The organism is Streptomyces sp. NPDC101151 (assembly GCF_044768335.1).
Classification (GTDB): Bacteria; Actinomycetota; Actinomycetes; order Streptomycetales; family Streptomycetaceae; genus Streptomyces.
Map to the genome: position 1 here is coordinate 350,756 of NZ_JBIWPP010000006.1, position 21,769 is coordinate 372,524.

Consider the following 21,769-nt stretch of genomic DNA (forward strand, 5'->3'; position numbering starts at 1 on the left):
CCTCAACAGGCAGCCGCGCATGGCGATATGTCCTCACTCAGGGTGTCCACGCCCTGGTTCGACGAGACCGGCGGTGAGAGTTCCTGGCTCCCGGGATTCCTTCCCCGGTGACAGTGGCGGGACCGCGCCGGATTCGCACCGGCTTCCTCTCTTGCCGCCGTACATGGCCCGGGCAGTCCACCACGCACCCGGAAGGGCCGTCAACTTGCCTTTGACCTGGGACGCCGGACTGTGCTGAGGCCCACATCGCGAGTACATCGGCGGCCGCGGAATGACCGGATCGCGCCGAATTCCCCTCGTGGCGGGGGGCATTCGGCGCTTCCCCCTGTGCTCACGGACGGTGAGCATCCGCAAGGGGGCGGTCCGCTGACCGTGGAACATGAGTCCGCCCTGCCCGCACCGCCGACAGGGCGGCCACGGACAGGGCGGGCGGTGAGACTCGAGGTCCTCAGGCCTTGGCCACGATCAGATAGATCCCGTACGCCACCGCGGCCGCGCAGGCCGCGAACGCCACGTACGCACCCGTCACGGCAAGCGCCGCGGAGTTGCCCTGTGCCGCGGCCTTCTCGCGGCGGGAGAGGCCGGTGACGCCGAGGGTGAACAGGGCCACCAGGCCCACGGTCACCACGAGGCTGACGCCGAAGACGGAGCCGAGGGCCGCCCAGTCGATCTTCATGGGGATGCTTCCTTCAGTTTCCGGATGCTCGGGGTCAGACCGCGGCGGCCGGCGGGGTCGCCGGAGCCGGGTCGGTGGCGGCGGGAGCCGGGATCACGGCCGACAGGTCCTCGGTGACGGTGCCCGTGGGCGGCGGGGTCACCGCGGCGATGGCGGTGGTCACCACGCCGGCCGGCTCCACGCTGTCGTCGACGGTGTTGACGTTGGTGTGGTCGACGACCTCACGGCGGGAGATCTTCCAGATCCCCGCGCTGGCGGCGACGAGGAAGACGGCGACGACCGCGGTGCCCCAGTCACCCAGGTCCGTGACGGACTCGGCGAGTGCGCCGACCAGCGCGGCGGCCGGAAGGGTGAGCGCCCAGGCGACGAACATGCGGGTCGCGGTGGACCAGCGGACCACACCGCCCTTGCGGCCCAGACCCGCACCCATCACCGAGCCGGAGACGACGTGCGTGGTGGAGAGGGAGAAGCCCAGGTGGGACGAGGCCAGGATGGCCGTGGCCGCGCTGGTCTGGGCGGCGAAGCCCTGTCGCGGCTCGAGGTCGGTCAGGCCCTTGCCCATGGTGCGGATGATGCGCCAGCCGCCGATGTAGGTGCCGAGCGCGATGGCCAGACCCGCGGAGAGGATCACCCAGGTGGGAGGGTTGGAGCCGGGGGCGACGGCGCCGCCCGCGACGAGAGCGAGGGTGATGATGCCCATCGTCTTCTGCGCGTCGTTGGTGCCGTGGGCGAGGGAGACCAGTCCGGCGGAGGCGATCTGGCCGGCGCGGTAGCCCTTGCGGGTGGCCTCGCCGTCGGCGTTCTTGCCGATGCCGTAGGAGAACCGGGTGGCGAGCATCGCCGCGAGGCCGGCCACGATCGGGGCGGCGACCGCCGGGAGCAGCACCTTGGTGACGAGCGCGTCACCGTGGACGGCGCCGAGGCCCGCCGAGGCGACGGTGGCGCCGATCAGGCCGCCCATCAGGGCGTGCGAGGAACTGGAGGGCAGTCCCACCAGCCAGGTCAGCAGGTTCCAGAGGATCGCGCCGACCAGGGCGGCGAATATGACCTCGGGACGTATGCCGGTCTCGTCGACGAGACCCTTGGAGATCGTGTTGGCGACCTCCACGGAGAGGAAGGCGCCTACAAGGTTGAGGGCGGCCGACATGGCCACCGCGACCTTGGGCTTGAGCGCACCGGTCGAGATGGTGGTGGCCATCGCGTTGGCGGTGTCGTGGAAACCGTTCGTGAAATCAAACGCGAGTGCGGTTACCACCACAATCGCGAGGATCAGCGAGAAGTTTTCCATTTACCCAGGCAATCGTTCGAGGTCATTGGCTGTTGGACCGTAGGCAACCTGGATGAACGGAAGGTGAACTGGGGCGGGCGTAGGGGTGTCATGGATGGGGGTCGGAGATTTCGTCCGGATCCGGCACCCCGGGCGCCCCTTGGCCGGCCACCTCGCGCGAGGGCCCGCAGCCCGCTCGGCCGCCCGTTGAAGAGATTCTGGTCACCCTGCAACCGCCGTCGGTGCCGTGGTGCCGGTGACGGGGCGACACGTCCTGCCCTCCGAGCGGGCCCGCCGCGGATGCCGGTGGCCGGGCGGATGCCGCCTGGGTGCCCGCGAGGGCCGGTGTCACGGTGGCGGCCGCGAGAACGCCCGCGCGGTGACAGGAGCCGGACGGTGGGCGGTCACGAGCCGTGCGTCCCCCGGAGCGGCGGCGGAACGTCTTCCAGTGAGTAGGAAGGATCACTTGGCGCCCGATGATCACGGAAGCGGCCAGATTTACGGCGCTTCGCCGGAATGTTCACCCGTTCGGCGGTACGACTTCCGGCCCGATCCGCACGGGAGGACCGCTCCGTGCCGGGCCGGCTGGCAGGATCGCGGCATGGGTGAACAGCGGCGGGATGCGGGACGGGAAGCGGCGCGTGTCTGGGAGGCACTGGTCGCCACGGCCCGCCGGAGCGTCGCCGACGGGCTGGTCGTCGGCACCTCGGGCAACGTCTCGGCGCGCGTCGGGGACCTTGTGCTGGTCACGCCGTCGGGCCTGCCTTACGACCGGCTCACCCCGGACGACATCACCGGCGTGGACCTCGGCGGGCGGCAGGTGGTCGGCACCCTCGTGCCGACCAGCGAACTGCCCATGCACCTCGCGGTCTACCGCACCACCGACGCACGCGCCGTCGTCCACACCCACGCCGTGCACGCCACGGCCGTCTCCACCCTCGTGACCGAGCTGCCCCCGATCCACTACATGGCCGTCGCCCTCGGCGGCCGCGACGGTCGCGTCCGGGTGGCCCCCTACGCGACCTACGGCACCGACGAGCTGGCCGAGAACATGCTCGACGCCCTCGCCGGCCGCGCCGGCTGCCTCCTCCAGAACCACGGCACGATCACCTACGGCACCACCCTCGACCAGGCCTACGACCGCACCGCCCAGCTGGAGTGGATGTGCCGCCTGTGGCTGACGGCGTCCTCGGTACCCGGCCTGAGGCCCTCCCTGCTGACGGAGGCGCAGATGGCCGAGGCCGGCACACGTCTGCAGGGATACGGCCAACGACGGTGACCGCGTGCCGCGCAGGCCCGCCCGTCGCTCCCTCCCACGTCCCGCCCCTCCACTGGCCGTCGGCCCGGACCGCCACGACACTGGACCCGTGCGCACAGTCAAAGCGACCGCCGCCGCACTCACCGCGGTCCTGGCCGCCGGCGCGGCATCCGTGGCCGCCGGGCGCCTCGCCAGTGACGCCGCGCTGAAGGCGCCCCCGGGACGTCCGCTGCCAACCGAACCCCGGCTCACCGTGCACGGCACGGCAGCGGGGCAGATCACCCTCACCCGCGACCTGGCCTCGCTGCGCCCCGGCAGCTACGGCCTGGCCGGCGACGGCTCCCACGCGGTCGTCGGCCCCGTCCTGGAGGCGGCCGCGCACACCGCCGACACCGTCGTGCGCCGCCTCGTACGCGTCACACACGGCACGCTCGCCCCCGGCGACGGCGTGTGGCTCACCCCGAACGTGTACGTCGGCAACCCCGGCGCCGCCCTCGGCCTGGACCACGCGGACATCGACGTGCCCGGCGAGCTCGGTGCCCTGCCCGCCTGGTTCGTGCCCGGCTACCGGGACACCTGGGTGATCGCGGTGCACGGCCTCGGCACCACCCGCGAGCACGCCATGAACGTCATGGAATTCCTGCACGGCCGGCGGCTGCCGGTCCTCGCGCTCGCCTACCGCGGCGACCTCGGCGCCCCGCGCCCGCCCGACGGCCTCAACCACCTCGGCGAGACCGAGTGGCGCGATGTGGACGCGGCGATCCGCTACGCCGTGCGCTACGGCGCCCGCCGAGTCATCCTCCTCGGCTGGTCCACCGGCGCCACCATGGCCCTGCGCGCCGCCGAGCACTCCGTCGTGCGCGACCGGGTCGCCGGGCTGGTCCTCGACTCGCCGGTGCTCAGCTGGCAGGCCACCCTGCGGGCCCTCGCCCAGGCCCGCCACACCCCCGAACCCCTGCTGCCGCTCGCGGTGCGGGCCGCGCAGGGCAGGGCCGGTCTCGACGCCGACCGGGCGGCCGAGACCGCCGACCCCGAGCTGCTCGCCGTACCCACTCTGATCATCCACGGCCCGGACGACACGGTGGCCCCCTGGGAGTACTCCCGCCGCCTCGCCGCCCGCCGCCCCGACCGCGTGGCCCTGCACACCGTGGCGCACGCCCCGCACGCGGCGATGTGGAACGCCGACCCGGTGGAGTACGAGGAGCGCCTGCGCCGATTCCTGACCCCGCTGATGTGAGGACGCGGCCGCTCCCTCCGGCACAGGGCGGACACCCCGGTTCCAGCCGTTCCGTTTAAGGCCGTACGAGTGGCTTGATCATGACTCCTCGCCCGGCCTCGGACCCGGTGCGTTGGCCAGCCCCGTCGCCCCGCGTGACATTCCGTTTGGGTTTTCGGACCGTCAACCGGAAGACTGCACCCGTGACGTCCCGTATCCCGCGCGACTCCAGGCTTCGACTCGTCCGACCGCGACCCCTGGCCGCCGCCCCCAGAGCTGTGAACCAGCGGCGCCCACGGCGCCCCGCACCCCGGCCGCCGGAGGGGACCCCGGCCCCCGCCGAACTGGCCAGAATGGCGCGCACCGGCCTGGCCGGCGCGGTCCGTGTCGCCCGCTGGGCCGACACCTCCCTGGGCCCCGGCCGTGACGGCGCCACCGCCGACGGCAAGGCCACCCTCTCCGAGGCGACCGCCGAACGCGCCGCCGCCGACCTCGGCCTGAGTGCCGCTCAGATCCGCGCCGACTGGGACACCGCACGCCTCGCCGGACTCGTCGAGGTGCACGGGGACAGCGCGCGCCCCGGCTGGCGCCTGCGCGCCTGGGACCGCGACGACAGTGCCGTGCTGCGCGGCTGGGTCGCCCTCTTCGACGCCTGGTCGCTGGCCTGCCCGGAACCCGAGGACCACGAGCCGGCCGCCGTCGCCGAGGTCGTCTCGGCCCTGCCCCAGGTGCTCTCCTTCCTTCAGCTCTCCGCCGGGCCCGTCCCGGTCGAGCAGCTGCTCGACCTGCTCCAGCAGCGCGTCACCGAACTGCGGACCGAGCGCTGCGAGATCCCTTACGGGCCCGACTCCGCAGGCCCCGCGGGGATCCTGAGACCGGCGGAACCCGCACCCGTCGGCGACACACCGCTCGCGCCCCTTCTCGACTGGGCCCTCCAGGCCCTCGGCTCCGTCGGCGCCCTGACCTACGGCGACGGCCACGCCACGCTCACCCCGCTGGGCAGCTGGGCGGTCTGGGTCAAGCTGGAGCAGATCTGCGTGGCCGCGCAGAGCCCCGCCGGCAACATCGAGCAGTCGGCCGAGGACATGCTCCGCGGCTGCGCCCAGCTCCGCCCCAACGCGGCCCGCGCCGAGTACCGCGCCTGGCTCGCCGCCCGCCCCGTCGGCAGCGCCGTCACCGAACTGCTCGGCGGCGCCCGCGGCGAGGACGCCCTGCTGCGCGGACTCGCCTTCGAGGCGCTGCGCGTCGTCGGCGCCCCCGCCGAGCCCGACGTGCGCGCCGTGGTGGACGAGCCGGCCCTGAGGCCGTACGCCCTGCTGTGGCTCGCCGAGCACGACGGTATCGACCCGGAGGACGCCCACGAGGTCCTCACCCGCGAGGAGGCCACCTGGCTGTGGGTCGACACCGCCGCCGCCGTCGCCGACCACGGGGAGACGGACATGCTGGTACGGCACCTGGAGGCCGCGGTGCAGCCCACCGTCCCCGTGCTGCTGGACGAGGTCCGCGCCGTCGGTCACCCGCGCACCGTGCAGGTCCTGGTCGCACTCGCCGCCGCCCACCCGGACCCGGCCCTGGCCAAGGCCGTGCGCCGGGCCGCCTTCCAGGTGCACACCGGGGGCTGACCGAGGGGCGGGACGGGCAGCTCAGGCGCCGATCTCGGGGGCGTACGTGCCGAAGCTCCAGATGTTGCCCTCGGCGTCGCGGGCCATGTAGTCCCGCGAGCCGTAGTCCTGGTCCGTCGGGGGCATGAGGATCTCCACGCCGTGCTCCACGGCCCGCTGGTGGTGGGCGTCGACATCGTCCACGACCACGTACACCCCCGCGGGCCCCGCGTCCTTCATCGCCGTGTCGAACAGGCCGCCGCGGCCCTTGGAGCCGACCATCACCGCGCCGTTGCCCTGCACCAGCTCGGCGTGCATCACCGAGCCGTCCTCCGTCTCGTACACCGACAGCTCGGTGAAGCCGAAGGCCTCCGTGAGCTGCCTGATCGCCGCCTTCGCGTCCGCGTACAGCAGCGTCGGACAGATGCTCGGCCGTCCGCCCGTGCCCGCCATGCCGATCACTCCTTCGTACGTCGGTCCCGTCGTGCTTGTGAGTGTTGCAGCCACCACTGACAACGCCTCAGCGGAATGTGTCGCACCGGGACGGGTCACCGGTCCGGTACCCCTGCTGGAACCACTGCTGCCGCTGCTGCGCCGACCCGTGCGTCCACGTCTCCGGCGTCACCCGTCCCTGGAACCGCTCCTGGATCCGGTCGTCGCCCACCGTCGCCGCCGCGTCCAGCCCGTCCCGGATGTCCGCCGCCGTCAGGCTGGTGATCAGCGGCCGCCCGGTCGACTCGTCCGGCGTCGTCGTCGCGTGGTGCGCCCAGACCCCGGCGTAGCAGTCCGCCTGCAGCTCCGTGCGCACCGAGTTGCTGTTCGCGCCCGTCAGCCCGTCCTGGGAGCGGCCCAGCGTGCCCTGCAGGTCCTGCACGTGGTGCCCGTACTCGTGCGCCACGACGTACGCCTGTGAGAACGCCCCGCCGCTCGCCCCGAACTTCGTCCGCAGCTCGTCGAAGAAGCCCAGGTCCAGATAGACCTTGCGGTCCCCGGGGCAGTAGAAGGGCCCGACCGCGGAGGTCGCCGTGCCGCACGCCGTGCCGACCCGGCCGCTGAAGAAGACCGTCGGCGACCTGGTGTAGGTCTCCCGGTGGCTGCGGAACTCCTGCGCCCAGTAGTCCTGCACGCTGTTGACGACCGCCACCACCCGGCACTCGTCCCGGGTGTTCGCGTCCCGCCCGGTACGGCAGGTCTGCTGGACCTGGTCCAGCGAGGAGGAGGTGGGCGCGGCCGAGTCGCCGCCGGAGGACAGCCCCAGCTGGTCCGGGCCGATGCCCAGGAAGAGCGCAAGCAGCAGGGCGATCAGCCCCACGAGGCCGCCCCCGATGGTCGCCTTTCCGCCCGGAATCCGGCTTCCGCGCACATCCTGCACCTCGGAGGTGTCCAGGTTCGCGTCGTCGTCGAACTGCACGCGTCACCGCCTTTGCCCGCGCCGCCGCGCCGGTCGTCCGAACCCCGGCGCCATCCCTACCCGGCAACCCGCCCCGACCGCCGGACGAACACTCGAACGGATTACGCCGCGCTCCCCGCGCGGGACGCACCTCCAGCGGCCGACGCCCCTCGCGCGCGTGACGGCCGTCACCGTCACCCGCACCGCCACCGGCGGCCGCTCCGCGCACCCGCAGCGCGCCCCGCCCGGCGCCACCGGCCGACTCCCGCCCACGAGGGCGCCGGCGACCCTCGCCGGACCCTGCCCGCCCGCGAGGCTGCGTCGTCCGGACCGGGAGTGCCGCTCGTGGCGCTCGTGGCGGCGGGTGGCGTGGGGCGTATCACAGCGGACCGTCCTTCCCATGCTCAGCGCCCCTTCGGGCGGCGGTCCGAACGCACGCACATAGAAAAACCGCTTGCATGCCCCCGTTAGACTTGGCCCATGGCCATTCTCCTCGCGCATTAGACGGCGGGAACGCCCTCAGCCGCCCACCGTCAGTCCTTCCCCCACTCTCGGCCTCGTCCGAGGGGGACCCCCAGCCCTGGAGTCTGTCCGTGATCTCCGCCTCCGGTATCGAGCTGCGCGCCGGTGCGCGCGTCCTCATCGAGAACGCCACCTTCCGTGTCGCCAAGGGCGACCGCATCGGCCTGGTCGGCCGCAACGGCGCAGGCAAGACCACCCTCACCAAGGTCCTCGCCGGCGAAGGCATCCCGGCCTCCGGCGCCGTCGCCCGCTCCGGCGAGGTCGGCTACCTCCCGCAGGATCCCCGCACCGGCGACCTCGACATCCTCGCCCGCGACCGCATCCTCTCCGCCCGCGGCCTCGACATACTGATCCGCAAGATGCGCGAGAACGAGGAGCGCATCGCGACCGGCAAGGGCGGCACCCGGGAGAAGGCCCTCAAGCAGTACGAGCGCCAGGAGACGGAGTTCCTCACCAAGGGCGGGTACTCCGCCGAGGCCGAGGCCGCCACCATCGCCGCCGCGCTCAACCTGCCCGACCGGGTGCTCGGTCAGCCTCTGCACACGCTCTCGGGCGGTCAGCGCCGCCGTATCGAGCTGGCCCGCATCCTCTTCTCGGACGCCGACACCCTGCTCCTGGACGAGCCGACCAACCACCTCGACGCGGACTCGATCATCTGGCTGCGCGACTACCTGAAGACCTACCGCGGCGGCTTCATCGTGATCTCCCACGACGTCGACCTGGTCGAGACGGTCGTGAACAAGGTCTTCTACCTGGACGCCAACCGTGCCCAGATCGACGTCTACAACATGGGTTGGAGGCTCTACCAGCAGCAGCGCGAGGCCGACGAGAAGCGCCGCAAGCGCGAGCGCGCCAACGCCGAGAAGAAGGCCGCCGCCCTCAACGCGCAGGCCGACAAGATGCGGGCCAAGGCCACCAAGACGGTCGCCGCGCAGAACATGGCCCGCCGCGCGGACAAGCTGCTCTCGGGCCTGGAGGCGGTCCGCCAGTCCGACAAGGTCGCCAAGCTCCGCTTCCCGGAGCCCGCGCCCTGCGGCAAGACCCCGCTGATGGCCGAGGGCCTGTCGAAGTCGTACGGCTCGCTGGAGATCTTCACCGACGTCGACCTGGCCATCGACAAGGGTTCGCGGGTCGTCATCCTCGGCCTCAACGGCGCCGGCAAGACCACCCTGCTGCGTCTGCTCGGCGGGGCGGAGCAGCCCGACACCGGCGAGGTCGTTCCCGGCCACGGCCTCAAGCTCGGCTACTACGCCCAGGAGCACGAGACCCTGGACCCCGACCGCACGGTCCTGGAGAACATGCGCTCGTCCGCCCCCGACATGGACCTCGTCGAGGTCCGCAAGGTGCTGGGCTCGTTCCTGTTCTCCGGCGACGACGTCGACAAGCCCGCCGGCGTCCTCTCCGGCGGCGAGAAGACCCGTCTCGCCCTCGCCACCCTGGTCGTCTCCTCCGCGAACGTCCTGCTGCTGGACGAGCCGACCAACAACCTCGATCCCGCCAGCCGCGAGGAGATCCTCGGCGCCCTGCGCACCTACAAGGGCGCGGTCGTCCTCGTCACCCACGACGAGGGCGCTGTGGAGGCGCTGCAGCCGGAGCGGATCATCCTGCTGCCGGACGGTGTCGAGGACCTGTGGGGCTCCGGCTACGCGGATCTCGTCGCCCTGGCTTGATCGAAAGCCTGATCCACTGCGTATGGATCATTCGGCCGATCCGTGATCCATCATCTGTGTGAGATCTCCTCGTATCGAGGTGTGTCGTACATCGATTTCGCGGCCGATCCCTTGGCCCCCAAGGGGTCGGCCGCTTCGCGTCTCTGACCTGGCACTTCGCGAATCCACCCGTTCGGCCCCACGGACACTCCGCTGTGGAATCACAGATTCCGTATGTGGGGATGCGCTCCTGTCGTCACAACGATGTCTCACCGACCTTGCCGAATGGGTGGCCATCACGCCCCGGAGGGGTGATCATGAGGAGACCAGAGCGCACTTCCCATGAGGAGGCACGGGTGGCCGAGACTCTGAAGAAGGGCAGCCGGGTGACCGGCGCCGCGCGCGACAAGCTCGCGGCAGACCTGAAGAAGAAGTACGACTCCGGTGCGAGCATCCGGGCGCTGGCCGAGGAGACCGGCCGCTCGTATGGCTTCGTACACCGGATGCTCAGTGAGTCGGGCGTCACGCTTCGTGGGCGTGGCGGAGCGACCCGGGGCAAGAAGGCCGCATCGTCCTGACTCCGGGCGGCCCATCGCCTTCGATGGTGGCCACCCGGTCGGTGGTTTCCCCTTGGGCCCTTTGAGGGGCCCGGGGGATCCGCGGATCGGCCGGGTGGTTACTGTGCAGTCACTTAGCATGCCGTAACGGCAATGTGTGATGACCGCACTCATCGGAGGCGCCCCATGGCTTCGCCCGACCAGGACCTCGCTCCTGTACTCGACAAGGACGGCGTACGGCTCACCGTCGACGACGCGCTCGCCACGGTGACGCTGACCAACGCGGCCAAGCGCAACGTGCAGAGCCCCGCCCTGTGGCGGGCGCTCGCCGAGGCCGGCCGGCTGCTGCCGGGCTCCGTCCGTGTTGTGGTGCTGCGTGGCGAGGGCAAGTCCTTCTCCGCCGGGCTGGACCGACAGATGTTCACCCCGGAGGGGATCCCGGGCGAGCCGACCTTCACCGATCTCGCGCGCCGTGACGACGCCGGGCTCGACGCGACCATCGCCGAATTCCAGGAGGCGTTCACCTGGTGGCGGCGGAACGACATCGTGTCCATCGCTGCCGTCCAGGGGCACGCCATCGGTGCCGGGTTCCAGCTCGCGCTCGCCTGCGACCTGCGGGTTGTCGCTGACGACGTGCAGTTCGCCATGCGTGAGACCGCCCTCGGGATCGTCCCCGACCTGACCGGCACGCATCCGCTGGTCGGCCTGGTCGGGTACGCCCGCGCGCTCGAGATCTGCGTGACCGGGCGGTTCGTCGGGGCCGAGGAGGCGGTGACGGCCGGGCTGGCCAACCTCGCGGTGCCCGCCGGGGAACTGGACGGTGCCGCACGGGACTTGGCCGCGGCCTTGCTGGCTGCGCCGCGGGACGCGGTGGTGGAGACCAAGGCGTTGCTGCGGGGTGCGGTCGACCGCACCTACGACGAGCAGCGTGCCGCCGAGCGGGCTGCTCAGGGCCGCCGACTGCGGGACCTGGCCGGCGTCGGCGAATGAGCCGCCGGCCCCGCCCGCGGCGAGGCGTTCACTCCACGCTCGTGACCAGTACCGCCACCGTCGGGTGGTCCTCGCACGCCTGCCGTACCGCCGCACGCACCTTCCGGGCCACCTCCACGGCCCGGTAGTCCGACCCCACCGCCACCTCCACCCGGACGTGACGGTGGGGCAGCGACGCGTCGCCCGCGCGCTGCTCGATGTGCACGGCCCGGGCCAGTCCCCCCAGCGAGCCCGTCAGACGGGTCACCCCGGGGACGGAGAGCACGGCGGCGACCACACGGGACTCGTCCGGATCCGTGGTCTCCCGTGCCGACGGCGGCTGCGGTGCGCGGACGGAATCCGCCTGCGTGTCCGCCGCCTCCAGGAGGTCCGTCACCCGGAGATCGACCTCCGGGACCGTGAGGCCCAGTCGTTCCGCCGCTGCCGTGGCCAGGGCCAGGCGGAGCCGGGACGCCGTCGCCGGCAGGGGCTCAGCCGCGGCGGCCGCGAAGTCCGCCGTCACCCGGAGCGGGCCCGGGGACAGGGCGCTCGGCGGAGGCGGTACGACGGATTCACGGACGTCCCCCGGATCGGCGAGCGAGATCCGCACCGTGCCGAGGCGCACGTCCGGCACCCCGGCCGCCACCGCGCTCCTGAGGACCGCCACGGCCGCGGCCTCCGCGATCCATGTCCCGTCGCGCGGGCCGCCGAGCGGCAACAGCCTGCCCAGCCCCAGCTGATGCCTGACCCCTTGTGCCCACCGGTCCGCCGTCATTCCTCCAGCCTGCCGCATCCCCGGCGCGCAACCGAGCATCCTTGCTTACGGTGGTCGCAGGACGACGACCGAAAGGGACGTACGGCGATGACCGAGATGACGACGACCCCAGACGGTGACAACGAACCACAGGTGTCGACCCGCAAGGCCACCAGACGCGGTGGCGGGGACCCGGCCATGCGCGGGCGGACGACCATCGCCGACGGCGTCGTGGAGAAGATCGCCGGACTGGCCGCCCGTGACGTGGTCGGCGTGCATGCCATGGGCAGCGGGCTGGCCCGCACCTTCGGGGCCGTGCGCGACCGGGTGCCGGGCGGCTCCGGCTCGAAGTCGGTGACCCGGGGGGTGAAGGCCGAGGTCGGCGAGGTCCAGACGGCGCTCGACCTGGAGATCGTCGTGGACTACGGCGTGTCCATCGGCGATGTCGCGCGCGCGGTACGGGAGAACGTGATCGCCTCCGTGGAACGCATGACCGGACTGGAGGTCGTCGAGGTCAACATCGCGGTGAGCGACGTCAAGCTTCCCGAAGAAGAGGAAGAGGAGCCCGAGCTGCCCCGGATCCAGTGAGGCGCCGGACACCCGCGTCCGCGGACCCGACGAGCTGAGGAGCGCTGCATGAGCATGGCCGTGGTCGGCATGATCGCCGGAATGGCGCTGGCCTTCGCCGGATACTTCGGCGGGTTCGGAGCCTTCCTGCTGGTGGCGGCGCTGGGCGCCGTCGGCTTCATCGTCGGCCGACTCCTGGAGGGTGACCTGGAACCGGGCGACTTCTTCCGCACCCGCGACGACCGGCGTGACCGGCGTCGGTGACCGCCATGAGCGCGGAGACCGGCACGGTACGCCCGCCCCTGGCCCTCGCACCGCCGGGCGAGCGCGGCGCCACACGCATCGCCGACCGGGTCGTCGCGAAGATCGCCGCCCAGGCCGCACGCGAGGCGGTCGCCCCGCTGCCCGCGGGCGCGGCACCCCCGCACGCCACGGTCGCCGTCCACCATGACACGGCCCGCGTCCGTGTCCTCCTCGAACTCGGCTACCCGTGCGACATCGGCGCCCGCTGTGCCGCCGTGCGTCGCCGAGTCGCGGAGCGGGTAGGCGAGTTGGTGAGCATGGAGGTACCGGGGGTCGCCGTCCAGGTCGAGCGGCTGCACCTGGCACCGGCACCCGGAGAGCCACACGGGAGGACGCCATGAGCGAGCCCCGGCCACCCGAGAGCACCACACAGCGACTGCCCGTCCTCGATCTGGACAAGCCCCCCGACGCCCCACCGTCCCCGCTGCCCGAGGGCAGCGGCCGCTTCTGGTCGCCGCGGCGCGTCCCGGCGGGCATCGTCGCCGCGCTCCTGCTGGCCGGCGCGGGCCTCTTCCTCTACGACATCGCCGCAGTGCGCGCCCACCGTCCGGCGATGCACTGGCGCCGCGCACTGGCCCACCAGCTCGCCCAGCGGCCCCTGGACGACGCCTGGGTGCTGGCCGGAGCGGGCATCGCCGCAGCCCTCGGCCTGTGGCTGCTCGTGCTCGCCCTCACGCCCGGGCTGCGGCACCTGCTGCCCATGCGGCGCCCGCAACCCGACGTCCGCGCCGGACTCGAACGCGAGGCGGCCGCCCAGGTACTGCGTGACCGGGCCATGGAGGTCTCCGGCGTGCGGGCGGTACGGGTGCGGATGCACCGGAAGAAGGCCGACGTCCGCGTGGTCTCGCACTTTCGCGACCTGGACGACGTACACGCGGATCTGGACGCCGTGCTCACCGCCGCGGCCCGCGGGCTCGGACTGACCCGCACGCCCAGGCTGTCGGTGCACGTCCGCCGGCCCGGACGGAAGGGGTGAGGCGGATGCGCAGGGGTCGGGTCAACCGCGTCCTGCTGGGACTCGTGGGCCTGCTGCTGCTCGCCGTGGGCGGCGCGGTGCTGGCCGTGGGCCTCGGCGCGCCGCCGCCCCACCGGTGGATCCACTCCGGCCCGCACGACGTCCTGCTCAGCAGGGCCGAGCGCACCCACTGGCGGGACGCCGGCTGGTGGTGGCCGGCGGTCATCGCCGCCCTCGCCCTCCTGGTGCTGCTCGCCCTGTGGTGGCTCACCGCGATCCTGCGCAGGCGCCGCCTGACCGAGGTCCTGGTCGACACGGGCGACGGCGAGGGCGCCCTGCTGCGCGGCAGGTCCCTGGAGTCCGCCCTGACCGCGGACGCGGCCCGCCGGCCGGGCGTTGCCCACATCGAGACCCTGCTGACGGGCCGTCGTACGGCACCCGCGGTACGGGCCCGGCTGCGGCTGGAGCCGGAGGCGGACCCCGGGACGGCTCTGACGGACTTCACGGCCCAGGCCCTCACGCACGCGCGCGAGTCGGCGGGATTGGCGTCCCTTCCGGCGGAGGTGCGGCTGAGGGCGGTCAAGCACCGTGCAGAAAGGGTGAGTTGAGGGCTGTCCCTCAGAACCCGTGCCTCATCCCGCCGTCCACGGGCACCATGATCCCCGTCAGGTAGGAAGCCGCCGGAGACAGCAGGAAGGCCGAAACCCGCCCGAACTCCTCGGGCCTCCCGTACCTGCGCAACGGGATCCGCGACTCATTGGCGGCCCGAGTGGCCTCAGGATCCGCGGACAACGCGTCCAGCTCCCGCACGCGATCCGTGTCGATGCGTGCCGGCAGCAGTCCCACCACCCGGATGCCTCGCGGCCCCAGCTCGTCCGCGAGGGACTTGGCGAACCCCGCGAGCCCCGGCCGCAGCCCGTTGGAGATCGTCAGCGCCGGGATCGGCTCGTGCACCGAGCCGGACAGCACGAACCCGATGACCCCGCCCGGCTCCAGCTCGGCCGCCGCGGCGCGAGCGAACCGTACGGCGCCGAGGAACACCGACTCGAAGGCCTCCCGCCACTGCTCGTCCGTGTTGTCCGCGACGAAGCCGGGCGGCGGCCCGCCGACGCTCACGAGGACGCCGTGGAAACCGCCGAAGTGCTCCCGGGCGGCCGCGATCAGCCGCTCGGGCGCCCCCGCGTCGGCGTTGTGAACGGCCACGCCGACCGCGTTCGGGCCCAGTCCGGCGGCCGCTTCGGCCACCCGCTTCTGGTCACGGCCGGTGATGACCACCTTCGCCCCGTCGGCGACCAGCTCCCGCGCGGCCGCGTTGCCCAGCCCGCGCGTGGCGCCGGTGACGATGTACACCCGGTCCTTCAGTCCAAGATCCATGGCCCCTATCCTGCCCCGTGCCCGGGCCCCGTGGACCCTCCGCCCCCGAACAGCGTGAGGGCGGTGTTCACCAGCGCGATGTGGCTGAACGCCTGCGGGTAGTTGCCCACCTGGCGGCCGAGCCCGGCGTCGTACTCCTCGGCCAGCAGCCCCACGTCGTTGGTCAGCGCCACCAGCCGTTCGAACAGCTCCCGGGCCTCGGCCGTGCGGCCCGTCATGTGCAGGGCGTCCGCCAGCCAGAACGAGCAGGCGAGGAAGGAGCCCTCGCCGCCCGGCATGCCGTCGACGCCGACGGCGTCGGTGTCGTAGCGGCGCACGAAGCCGCCGTGGTCCAGGTCCGCCCGGATCGCGTCGACCGTGCCGATCACCCGCGGATCGTCGGGCGGCAGGAAGCCGACGCGGGGGATCAGCAGCAGGGCGGCGTCCAGCTCGCGCGAGCCGTAGTACTGAGTGAAGGTCCTGCGCCGGGAGTCGTAGCCCTGCTCGCACACCTCGCGGTGCACCTCGTCGCGCATCGCCCGCCAGCCAGCCAGATCACCCTTCAGCTCGGGGCGCCGCTCCATCGTCCGTACGGCACGGTCGGCGGCCACCCACGCCATCACCTTCGAGTGCACGAACTGGCGCCGGCCCCCGCGCACCTCCCACAGGCCCTCGTCGGGCTGCCGCCACGCCGACTGCAGGAACGTCATCAGCGCGCACTGCAGCGACCACATGTGCGGCCTGCTGCTCAGGCCGGTTTCGCGGGCCAGATACAGCGAGTCCATGACCTCGCCGTACACGTCCAGCTGGAGCTGGTCGACGGCACCGTTGCCGACGCGTACGGGCGCGGATCCGGCGAAGCCCGGCAGCCAGGGCAGCTCCCACTCCGGCAGCCGTCGCTCGCCCGCCAGGCCGTACATGATCTGCAGCTCCGCAGGGTCGCCCGCGACCGCGCGCAGCAGCCAGTCGCGCCAGGCCTCCGCCTCCTTGTGGTAGCCGGCGGCCAGCAGGGCGCCGAGGGTGAGGGTGGAGTCGCGCAGCCAGCAGTAGCGGTAGTCCCAGTTGCGCACACCGCCCAGCTCCTCGGGCAGCGAGGTGGTGGCCGCGGCGACGATCCCGCCCGTCGGCCGGTAGGTGAGGGCCTTGAGGGTGATCAGGGACCGTACGACGGTGTCCCGGTACGGCCCGTCGTACCGGCAGCGGCCGGCCCAGCGCCGCCAGTCCCGGACGCTGTTGCTCAGGGTCTGGTACGGGTCGATGAGCCGGGGCCGCGGCTCGTGCGAGGGATGCCAGGTCAGCACGAACGCCACCCGCTCGCCCTCGGCGACGGTGAACTCCGCGTGGGTGCCGAAGTCCTCGCCCCAGATGTGCACGTGGGGCTCGGCGCGCAGCCACACCGAGTCCGGTCCGGCGACGGCCACCCGATGGCCCTCGGAGCGGCGCATCCAGGGGACGATGGATCCGTAGTCGAAGCGCAGGCGGAGCGTGCTGTGGACGGTGACACGTCCGCTGACGCCCTCCACGATGCGTACGACGTCGGGGGCGCGGTCGCGCTGGGGCATCAGGTCGGTGACGCGCACCGTGCCCTCGGCGGTCTCCCACTCGGTGTCGAGGACGAGGGTGTCGGGCCGGTAGGCGCGCCGTGTGCAGGTGTCCGCCCCCTTCGGCGCGATCCGCCAGTTGCCGTTGTCCTCGTCGCCCAGGATCCGGGCGAAACAGGCACCGGAGTCGAAGCGGGGCAGGCACAGCCAGTCGATCGAGCCGTCCCTGCCGACGAGCGCCGCGGTCTGCTCGTCGCCGATGAGGGCGTAGTCCTCGATGCGCGCGTTCACGGGATGCGGTTTCCCGGTGGACCTGGGCGCCAATCAGGGGGGTGCGCCGGGGGAGTGAGGCTTGCCGGGACGTCAGACGGCCGTCGGCGCCGTCTTCTCCGGCGTCTCCGCCGCCGCGGTCTCCTCCCGGTCGCGGATCTCGCGCCGGACCAGGGACCACCAGCCCACCGGGACGGCCGCGGCGAAGAGCCACCACTGGATCATGTACGCGTAGTTCAGCGGGGCGTCCTCGCTGCCGGGGTCGGAGATCTGCTCCGGTGAGCCGCCCCGGGGCTCGGGCGCGGTCTGTTCGACGTAGCCGCCGAGCACCTTCGCGCCCAGCCGCCGCGCCTCCTCCGCGCTGTTGATCAGCATGATCTGCCGGTCGGGCAGGCCCTTGACGTTCTTGATGCCGCTCGCCGCGGTGGTCTCGTCGGCCTTCAGCCGCCCGGTGACGGTGGTCCGCCCGGCGGGCGGTGCGGGGATCTCGGGAAAGGCGGTCTGTACGCCGTTCGCGGGGATCCAGCCGCGGTTGACCAGCAGCACCTTGCCGTCGGTGAGGACGAGCGGGGTCAGGACGTGGAAGCCGACCTCGTCGTCGGAGCTGGTCCGGCGCCGGACCACGACCTCCCGGGAGGGATCGAAGGTGCCGGTCGCGGTGACCGTGCGGTACTTCTCGGTGCGGGTCACGGCGTGACCGGGCGAGGTGAGCCGCTCCACGGGGACCGGCTTGGCGTGCAGCGCTGCGGAGACCAGGTCGTTGCGGGCCGTGCGCTCCTCGTACCGGTGCTGCTGCCAGAAGCCGAGCCTGATCATCGTCGGGATCAGCGCGATCGCGAAGAGGGTGAGGATCACCCACTGGCGGGTCAGCAGGAAGCGGTAGCGGTGCACCCCACGACGGTACCTCCGGGCCGTGGGGTGCATTCAGGCGGGTTCCGTGTCACACCCGGTCCACCACCCCCGTCTTCCCGTCCTGGCGGGCGCAGTGGGCGCCGCAGTACCAGTTGCCCTCCGCCTCGACGCCCTGCCCGATGATCTGCACCCGGCAGTGCTCGCAGATGGGAGCCATGCGGTGGATCGCGCAGGAGAAGCAGTCGAACACATGCACTGCGCCCTGGGCGTGCACCTCGAAGGTCATTCCGTAGTCATTGCCGCAAACTTCGCATGTCGCCATGCGCCACAGGGTGAGCCGTCACCGGCGCCCGGGCGAGCGGGCGCCGGGGCGAGTCGTGGGGAATCACCCATCCGTACGGTCACTCGCCGGCGGGCTCGACATCCCTCAGCAGCTGCCCGAAGGCGGCCTCGTCGACGACCGGGGTGCCGAACTGCCGCGCCTTGACCACTTTCGAGGTGCCCGATTCGGGATCGTTGGTGACCAGCAGGCTGGTCAGCCGGGACAGGCTCGTCGCCACGTGCAGTCCGGCCTCGGCCGCCCGGTCCTCCAGCAGCTCCCGCTCGGTGGAGGTGTCACCCGAGAAGGCGACCCGCATGCCCTGTTTGAGACGTTTGCCGTCCTGGTAGCGACCCGGGTTGGGGTGGGGGCAGGCGGGGCGCTTGCGGGACGGGCGCCAACTGCTCTGCCGGTACCCGCCGTAGCCACCGCTCGCCTGCCGGCCGATCCGGGGAGTGTCCGACCACTCCGTCAGCGGCCGGCACTCCAGCAGCGGCAGCCGTACGTCGCCCGCCGCCGCGGCCCGCAGGCTGGGCCGGAACGCCTCGGCGAGCACGCGGGCGTCGTCCAGCGCGTGGTGCGCCCGCTGCTGCACCACCCCGAAGTGCGCCGCCAGCGACTCCAGCTTGAAGTTGGGCAGGGGCAGTCCCAGCTCCTTGGACAGCGCGATGGTGCACAGTCGCTGCCGCACCGGCGCCTCGCGCTGCGCGCGCGCGTACTCGCGCGCGATCATCTGCCAGTCGAAGACCGCGTTGTGCGCGACCAGCACCCGGCCGTCCAGCCGGGTGGCGAACTCCTCGGCGACGTCCGCGAACAGCGGCGCCCCTTCGAGCACGTCGCTCGTCAGACCGTGTATCCATACGGGGCCCGGATCGCGCTCCGGGTTGACCAGGGTGTACCAGTGGTCCTCGACCTCGCCGCGTGCGTCGAGCCGGTAGACGGCCGCGGAGATGATCCGGTCGTCCCGGGCCAGGCCGGTGGTCTCCACGTCAACGACCGCGTATCCCTTCGGATACGCGGTCGGCCACTGGGTGGGGGAGGACACTGCGGTCGCACGGTCTTCGAGCATGGTCACTGAGGATACGGGCCGCGACTGACAGCGCTGTCCCTCAGGGGCCGAGCCGGTCCGCCCGGGCCCGTGCTCGTGCTCGGTCACCGCACGCGCGTGCGTACCCGCAATCCGGCGGACCCGCAGGACGGTTCGGGGCGGCCGACCGGGCGTCGGCCCGGGGCGGCTACTTTCCGCGCGGTGCGAGCAGTGCGCCCACCAGCGCCCGTACGGAGGTGACGAACAGTCGCTCCGCGTCGACGGGGCGGGCCAGCGCGCGGGCCAGAGCGGGATCGGTGCCGGCGACCCCGGTGCTCCACAGCTCTTCCTCGCCGGGCCGCTGCACAGGGGCGCGCTCGCGGTTGCGCTCGACCAGCACATGCCCGACGACCTGGAACTGCACCGCCCGCACGAACTCGGCGGCCCGGGAACCCCGCAGCCCCGCCGCGTGTGCCTCGCGCACCAGGACCTGCTGGGCGGGCAGGAACATCCGCTCGGTCAGCCCGCGCTCGTGCACCAGGGCCACCAGGTGCGGGTGGTCGCGCAGCTGCCGGTGCAGGGCGCGCGCGACGGAGACGACCCGCGCTTCGGGCGTGCGCCCGGCCGGACGGATCTCGCCGAGACCGGCCACGGTCCGCTCCACCAGGGCGTCCAGCAGGGCCTCGCGGCCCCCGACGTGCCAGTAGATCGAGGTGACGGCGGTGCCCAGCTCGGCGGCGAGCCCCCGCATGGTCAGCGCGTCCGGGCCGTGCCGCCGCACCAGGGCGGCGGCGGTGTCCAGCACCTCGTCCCTGCTCAGGGTGCCTCTCGGCCCATGCGGCATGGTCCCCCCCAACTTCCGTTCGTGCACGCGTATTTACCCTTCGGGCGGTCTGCTGTAACTGTGTTACAGATGACGGCCCGTCAGAAGAAGGGCGGTACGACGTATGACACGCGTACGGTACGGCGCACGGACCGAGCGGGAGATCGCCGCCACACGCACCGCGAGCGCGCGGCTCCCCGACATCTGGTCCACCGGGGTGGTGGCCGTCTGGGAGACCGACCCGGACGCGGTCGCGGCGGTGCTGCCACCACCGCTGAAGCCCACGGGCAGCCCGCTCGTCCGGGTGAACATCAGCAAGGTCGACCTGCCCGGATACCCGCTCGGCGCTGGCTCCTTCGCGGTCGCCGCCGCGCACGGCGAGGTCGAGGGCTGGTACCCGCTGGTGATGCCGATGACCCACGAACGCGCGCTCACCGGCGGCCGCGAGGTCTTCGGCGAGCCCAAGAAACTCGGCGAGGTGACCGTCGAGCGGGAGGGCCTCGTCGTCCGGGCGTCCCTGGCCCGGCACGGCATCGCCTTCGTGGAGGTGCGCGGCGCGGTGAGCGGCGAACTGCCCCTTCCGGAGCCGGCGCGCAAGACCGACTTCTACTTCAAGTTCCTTCCCGCGGTGGACGGTTCGGGGTTCGACGGTGACCCTCTGCTGGTGCACTGCGTGCGCCACGAGAAGGTGCGCCGACTGGAGCGCGTCACCGGGGACGTCGTGCTCCGCGAGTCCCTGTACGACCCGGTTGCCGACCTCCCGGTGCTGCGGCTGCGTGAGGTCACCATCGGGGAGAAGACCAGTGACCAGAGCGGCCGTGTGGTCGAACGAGTCGACGCACAGGCCCTGTTGCCGTACATCCACCAGCGCTACGACGACCCGCTCCAGGCCCACGACGGGCCCCCCGAGGGGAGCGCATGATGCCGTGTGTGACAGGGGGACAGTCCCCGGACCTTCAAGACCCCCGGCCGGGAGCCGGATCGGCCAGGGCGACGTGGGGAGATGAGCGACCATGGAGCTGAGAGCGGGACAGGTCGCCGTCGTCACCGGGGCGGCGAGCGGCATCGGGCTGGCGATGGCACAGCGGTTCGCGGCCGAGGGCCTGAAGGTCGTACTCGCCGACGTCGAGGAGGCGGCGCTGGACAAGGCCGCCGCGGACCTGCGCGCGGACGGTGCCGACGTGCACGCGCGCGTGGTCGACGTCGGCGTACGCGAACAGGTCCAGGAGCTGGCCGAGTCGGCGTACGGGACCTACGGCGCCGTACACGTCCTGTGCAACAACGCGGGCGTCGGCTCGGGCGCCGAGGGGCGCATGTGGGAGCACGAGCCGAACGACTGGCAGTGGGCCTTCGCCGTCAATGTGTGGGGCGTCTTCCACGGCATCCAGGCGTTCGTGCCACGGATGATCGAGTCCGGTCACTGCGGTCATGTCGTCAACACATCCTCCGGCGACGGCGGCATCGCGCCCCTGCCGACCGCCTCCGTGTACGCGGTCACCAAGGCGGCCGTCGTCACCATGACCGAGTCCCTGTACGCCCATCTGAAGGCGGAGCACGCGCGCGTGGGCGCCTCGGTGCTCTTCCCCGGACCGCACATGCTGCGCACCGGCCTGTGGGAGTCGCACCGCAACCGGCCGACCCGCTACGCCAAACAGCGCCCCCGGAAGACGCCCTACCGCAGCCTCGGCCAGTGGGAGGCGGCGATGCGCGCGGCCGGCCATGAGATCCGCTTCACGCCCGTCGAGGAGGTCGCCGAACTGGTCGCGGACGGCGTCCGCGCCGACCGCTTCTGGCTGCTGCCGGCGAGCGAGCACAGCGACGCCCAGATCCGCGCGCGGGCGCACTCGATGCTGGAGCGCGCGAACCCGTCGTACCTCGAAAGCTTCATACTCGATTGACC

General features: G+C 72.5%; 24 protein-coding genes and 1 riboswitch. Of the genes, 13 read left to right on the plus strand and 11 right to left on the minus strand.

The annotated features are described in order from the left end of the window. Positions 1–56: 56 nt before the first annotated feature. A riboswitch (cobalamin riboswitch) is annotated at positions 57–198 on the minus strand. 250 nt (positions 199–448) lie between these two features. Together ACIRU3_RS14835 and ACIRU3_RS14840 are read right to left on the minus strand one after the other, a co-directional pair. After that, entirely contained in the window at positions 449–676 is a 228-nt protein-coding gene (locus tag ACIRU3_RS14835; protein ID WP_404056095.1) for a hypothetical protein, read from the minus strand. Positions 677–710: 34 nt separating this feature from the next. Continuing rightward, positions 711–1,964, minus strand: a complete 1,254-nt coding sequence (locus tag ACIRU3_RS14840; RefSeq protein WP_404056097.1) for an anion permease — start codon at positions 1,962–1,964, stop codon at positions 711–713. Between the two features lie 580 nt (positions 1,965–2,544). Here ACIRU3_RS14840 and ACIRU3_RS14845 point away from each other — a divergent pair. The 3 genes from ACIRU3_RS14845 to ACIRU3_RS14855 all read left to right on the plus strand — a co-directional run bounded on the left by ACIRU3_RS14845 (position 2,545) and on the right by ACIRU3_RS14855 (position 6,039). Continuing rightward, positions 2,545–3,222, plus strand: coding sequence for a class II aldolase/adducin family protein (locus tag ACIRU3_RS14845; protein WP_404056098.1), 678 nt, complete (start codon positions 2,545–2,547; stop codon positions 3,220–3,222). 88 nt (positions 3,223–3,310) lie between these two features. Next, positions 3,311–4,438 (plus strand): alpha/beta hydrolase, encoded by a 1,128-nt coding sequence (locus tag ACIRU3_RS14850; protein WP_404056100.1) that lies wholly within the window; start codon positions 3,311–3,313, stop codon positions 4,436–4,438. A 332-nt stretch (positions 4,439–4,770) separates the two neighbouring features. Then, entirely contained in the window at positions 4,771–6,039 is a 1,269-nt protein-coding gene (locus tag ACIRU3_RS14855; protein WP_404056102.1) for a hypothetical protein, read from the plus strand. Positions 6,040–6,060: 21 nt separating this feature from the next. On the opposite strand, the gene ACIRU3_RS14860 is transcribed toward ACIRU3_RS14855, so the two are convergent. Both ACIRU3_RS14860 and ACIRU3_RS14865 read right to left on the minus strand, forming a co-directional pair. Next, positions 6,061–6,471, minus strand: coding sequence for a VOC family protein (locus ACIRU3_RS14860; protein ID WP_404056104.1), 411 nt, complete (start codon positions 6,469–6,471; stop codon positions 6,061–6,063). A gap of 67 nt (positions 6,472–6,538) precedes the next feature. Then, the gene (locus ACIRU3_RS14865; protein ID WP_404056106.1) at positions 6,539–7,429 is read right to left on the minus strand and encodes a neutral zinc metallopeptidase; all 891 of its coding nucleotides are present in this window, start codon (positions 7,427–7,429) and stop codon (positions 6,539–6,541) included. A gap of 572 nt (positions 7,430–8,001) precedes the next feature. On the opposite strand from ACIRU3_RS14865, the gene ACIRU3_RS14870 reads away from it, so the two are divergent. From ACIRU3_RS14870 to ACIRU3_RS14880, 3 genes are all read left to right on the plus strand, one after another. Further along, on the plus strand, positions 8,002–9,600 hold the full coding sequence (locus ACIRU3_RS14870) for an ABC-F family ATP-binding cassette domain-containing protein (RefSeq protein WP_404056108.1): 1,599 nt from the start codon (positions 8,002–8,004) through the stop codon (positions 9,598–9,600). 335 nt (positions 9,601–9,935) lie between these two features. Then, entirely contained in the window at positions 9,936–10,157 is a 222-nt protein-coding gene (locus ACIRU3_RS14875) for a helix-turn-helix domain-containing protein (RefSeq protein ID WP_004002281.1), read from the plus strand. Between the two features lie 165 nt (positions 10,158–10,322). Then, the gene (locus ACIRU3_RS14880; protein ID WP_404056110.1) at positions 10,323–11,126 is read left to right on the plus strand and encodes an enoyl-CoA hydratase/isomerase family protein; all 804 of its coding nucleotides are present in this window, start codon (positions 10,323–10,325) and stop codon (positions 11,124–11,126) included. Between the two features lie 28 nt (positions 11,127–11,154). Here ACIRU3_RS14880 and ACIRU3_RS14885 read toward each other — a convergent pair whose 3' ends face one another. After that, on the minus strand, positions 11,155–11,880 hold the full coding sequence (locus ACIRU3_RS14885; protein WP_404056111.1) for a nucleopolyhedrovirus P10 family protein: 726 nt from the start codon (positions 11,878–11,880) through the stop codon (positions 11,155–11,157). 87 nt (positions 11,881–11,967) lie between these two features. Between ACIRU3_RS14885 and ACIRU3_RS14890 the strand changes: the two genes are divergently transcribed. Genes ACIRU3_RS14890 through amaP form a run of 5 tightly spaced genes read left to right on the plus strand, consistent with a single transcriptional unit; the run spans position 11,968 to position 14,292 of the window. Then, positions 11,968–12,447 carry an Asp23/Gls24 family envelope stress response protein gene (locus ACIRU3_RS14890; protein WP_404056113.1) on the plus strand — a complete coding sequence of 160 codons (480 nt, stop codon included), beginning with the start codon at positions 11,968–11,970 and terminating at the stop codon, positions 12,445–12,447. Between the two features lie 48 nt (positions 12,448–12,495). Beyond that, positions 12,496–12,690, plus strand: a complete 195-nt coding sequence (locus ACIRU3_RS14895; RefSeq protein ID WP_404056115.1) for a hypothetical protein — start codon at positions 12,496–12,498, stop codon at positions 12,688–12,690. A gap of 5 nt (positions 12,691–12,695) precedes the next feature. Continuing rightward, complete coding sequence (locus ACIRU3_RS14900; RefSeq protein WP_404056117.1) at positions 12,696–13,070, plus strand: hypothetical protein; 375 nt, start codon at positions 12,696–12,698, stop codon at positions 13,068–13,070. Next, complete coding sequence (locus ACIRU3_RS14905) at positions 13,067–13,705, plus strand: DUF6286 domain-containing protein (protein WP_404056118.1); 639 nt, start codon at positions 13,067–13,069, stop codon at positions 13,703–13,705. The genes ACIRU3_RS14900 and ACIRU3_RS14905 overlap by 4 nt, the downstream gene beginning before the upstream one ends. Before the next feature lie 5 nt (positions 13,706–13,710). Then, complete coding sequence (gene amaP / locus ACIRU3_RS14910) at positions 13,711–14,292, plus strand: alkaline shock response membrane anchor protein AmaP (RefSeq protein ID WP_404056120.1); 582 nt, start codon at positions 13,711–13,713, stop codon at positions 14,290–14,292. Positions 14,293–14,302: 10 nt separating this feature from the next. On the opposite strand, the gene ACIRU3_RS14915 is transcribed toward amaP, so the two are convergent. The 6 genes from ACIRU3_RS14915 to ACIRU3_RS14940 all read right to left on the minus strand — a co-directional run bounded on the left by ACIRU3_RS14915 (position 14,303) and on the right by ACIRU3_RS14940 (position 19,890). Next, the gene (locus tag ACIRU3_RS14915; RefSeq protein WP_404056122.1) at positions 14,303–15,058 is read right to left on the minus strand and encodes an SDR family oxidoreductase; all 756 of its coding nucleotides are present in this window, start codon (positions 15,056–15,058) and stop codon (positions 14,303–14,305) included. Positions 15,059–15,063: 5 nt separating this feature from the next. Next, positions 15,064–16,869 carry a glycoside hydrolase family 15 protein gene (locus ACIRU3_RS14920; protein ID WP_404056123.1) on the minus strand — a complete coding sequence of 602 codons (1,806 nt, stop codon included), beginning with the start codon at positions 16,867–16,869 and terminating at the stop codon, positions 15,064–15,066. 72 nt (positions 16,870–16,941) lie between these two features. Then, on the minus strand, positions 16,942–17,772 hold the full coding sequence (locus ACIRU3_RS14925) for an SURF1 family protein (RefSeq protein WP_404056125.1): 831 nt from the start codon (positions 17,770–17,772) through the stop codon (positions 16,942–16,944). Between the two features lie 16 nt (positions 17,773–17,788). Beyond that, entirely contained in the window at positions 17,789–18,022 is a 234-nt protein-coding gene (locus tag ACIRU3_RS14930) for a hypothetical protein (protein WP_404056127.1), read from the minus strand. A 79-nt stretch (positions 18,023–18,101) separates the two neighbouring features. Further along, a complete protein-coding gene (locus ACIRU3_RS14935; RefSeq protein WP_404056129.1) occupies positions 18,102–19,088 on the minus strand; it encodes a DEDDh family exonuclease in 987 nt (328 codons plus the stop codon). Between the two features lie 166 nt (positions 19,089–19,254). Further along, complete coding sequence (locus ACIRU3_RS14940) at positions 19,255–19,890, minus strand: TetR/AcrR family transcriptional regulator (protein ID WP_404056131.1); 636 nt, start codon at positions 19,888–19,890, stop codon at positions 19,255–19,257. A gap of 103 nt (positions 19,891–19,993) precedes the next feature. On the opposite strand from ACIRU3_RS14940, the gene ACIRU3_RS14945 reads away from it, so the two are divergent. Continuing rightward, complete coding sequence (locus ACIRU3_RS14945; RefSeq protein WP_404056133.1) at positions 19,994–20,791, plus strand: acetoacetate decarboxylase family protein; 798 nt, start codon at positions 19,994–19,996, stop codon at positions 20,789–20,791. Between the two features lie 91 nt (positions 20,792–20,882). After that, a complete protein-coding gene (locus ACIRU3_RS14950) occupies positions 20,883–21,767 on the plus strand; it encodes an SDR family NAD(P)-dependent oxidoreductase (protein ID WP_404056134.1) in 885 nt (294 codons plus the stop codon). Positions 21,768–21,769 lie beyond the last annotated feature (2 nt).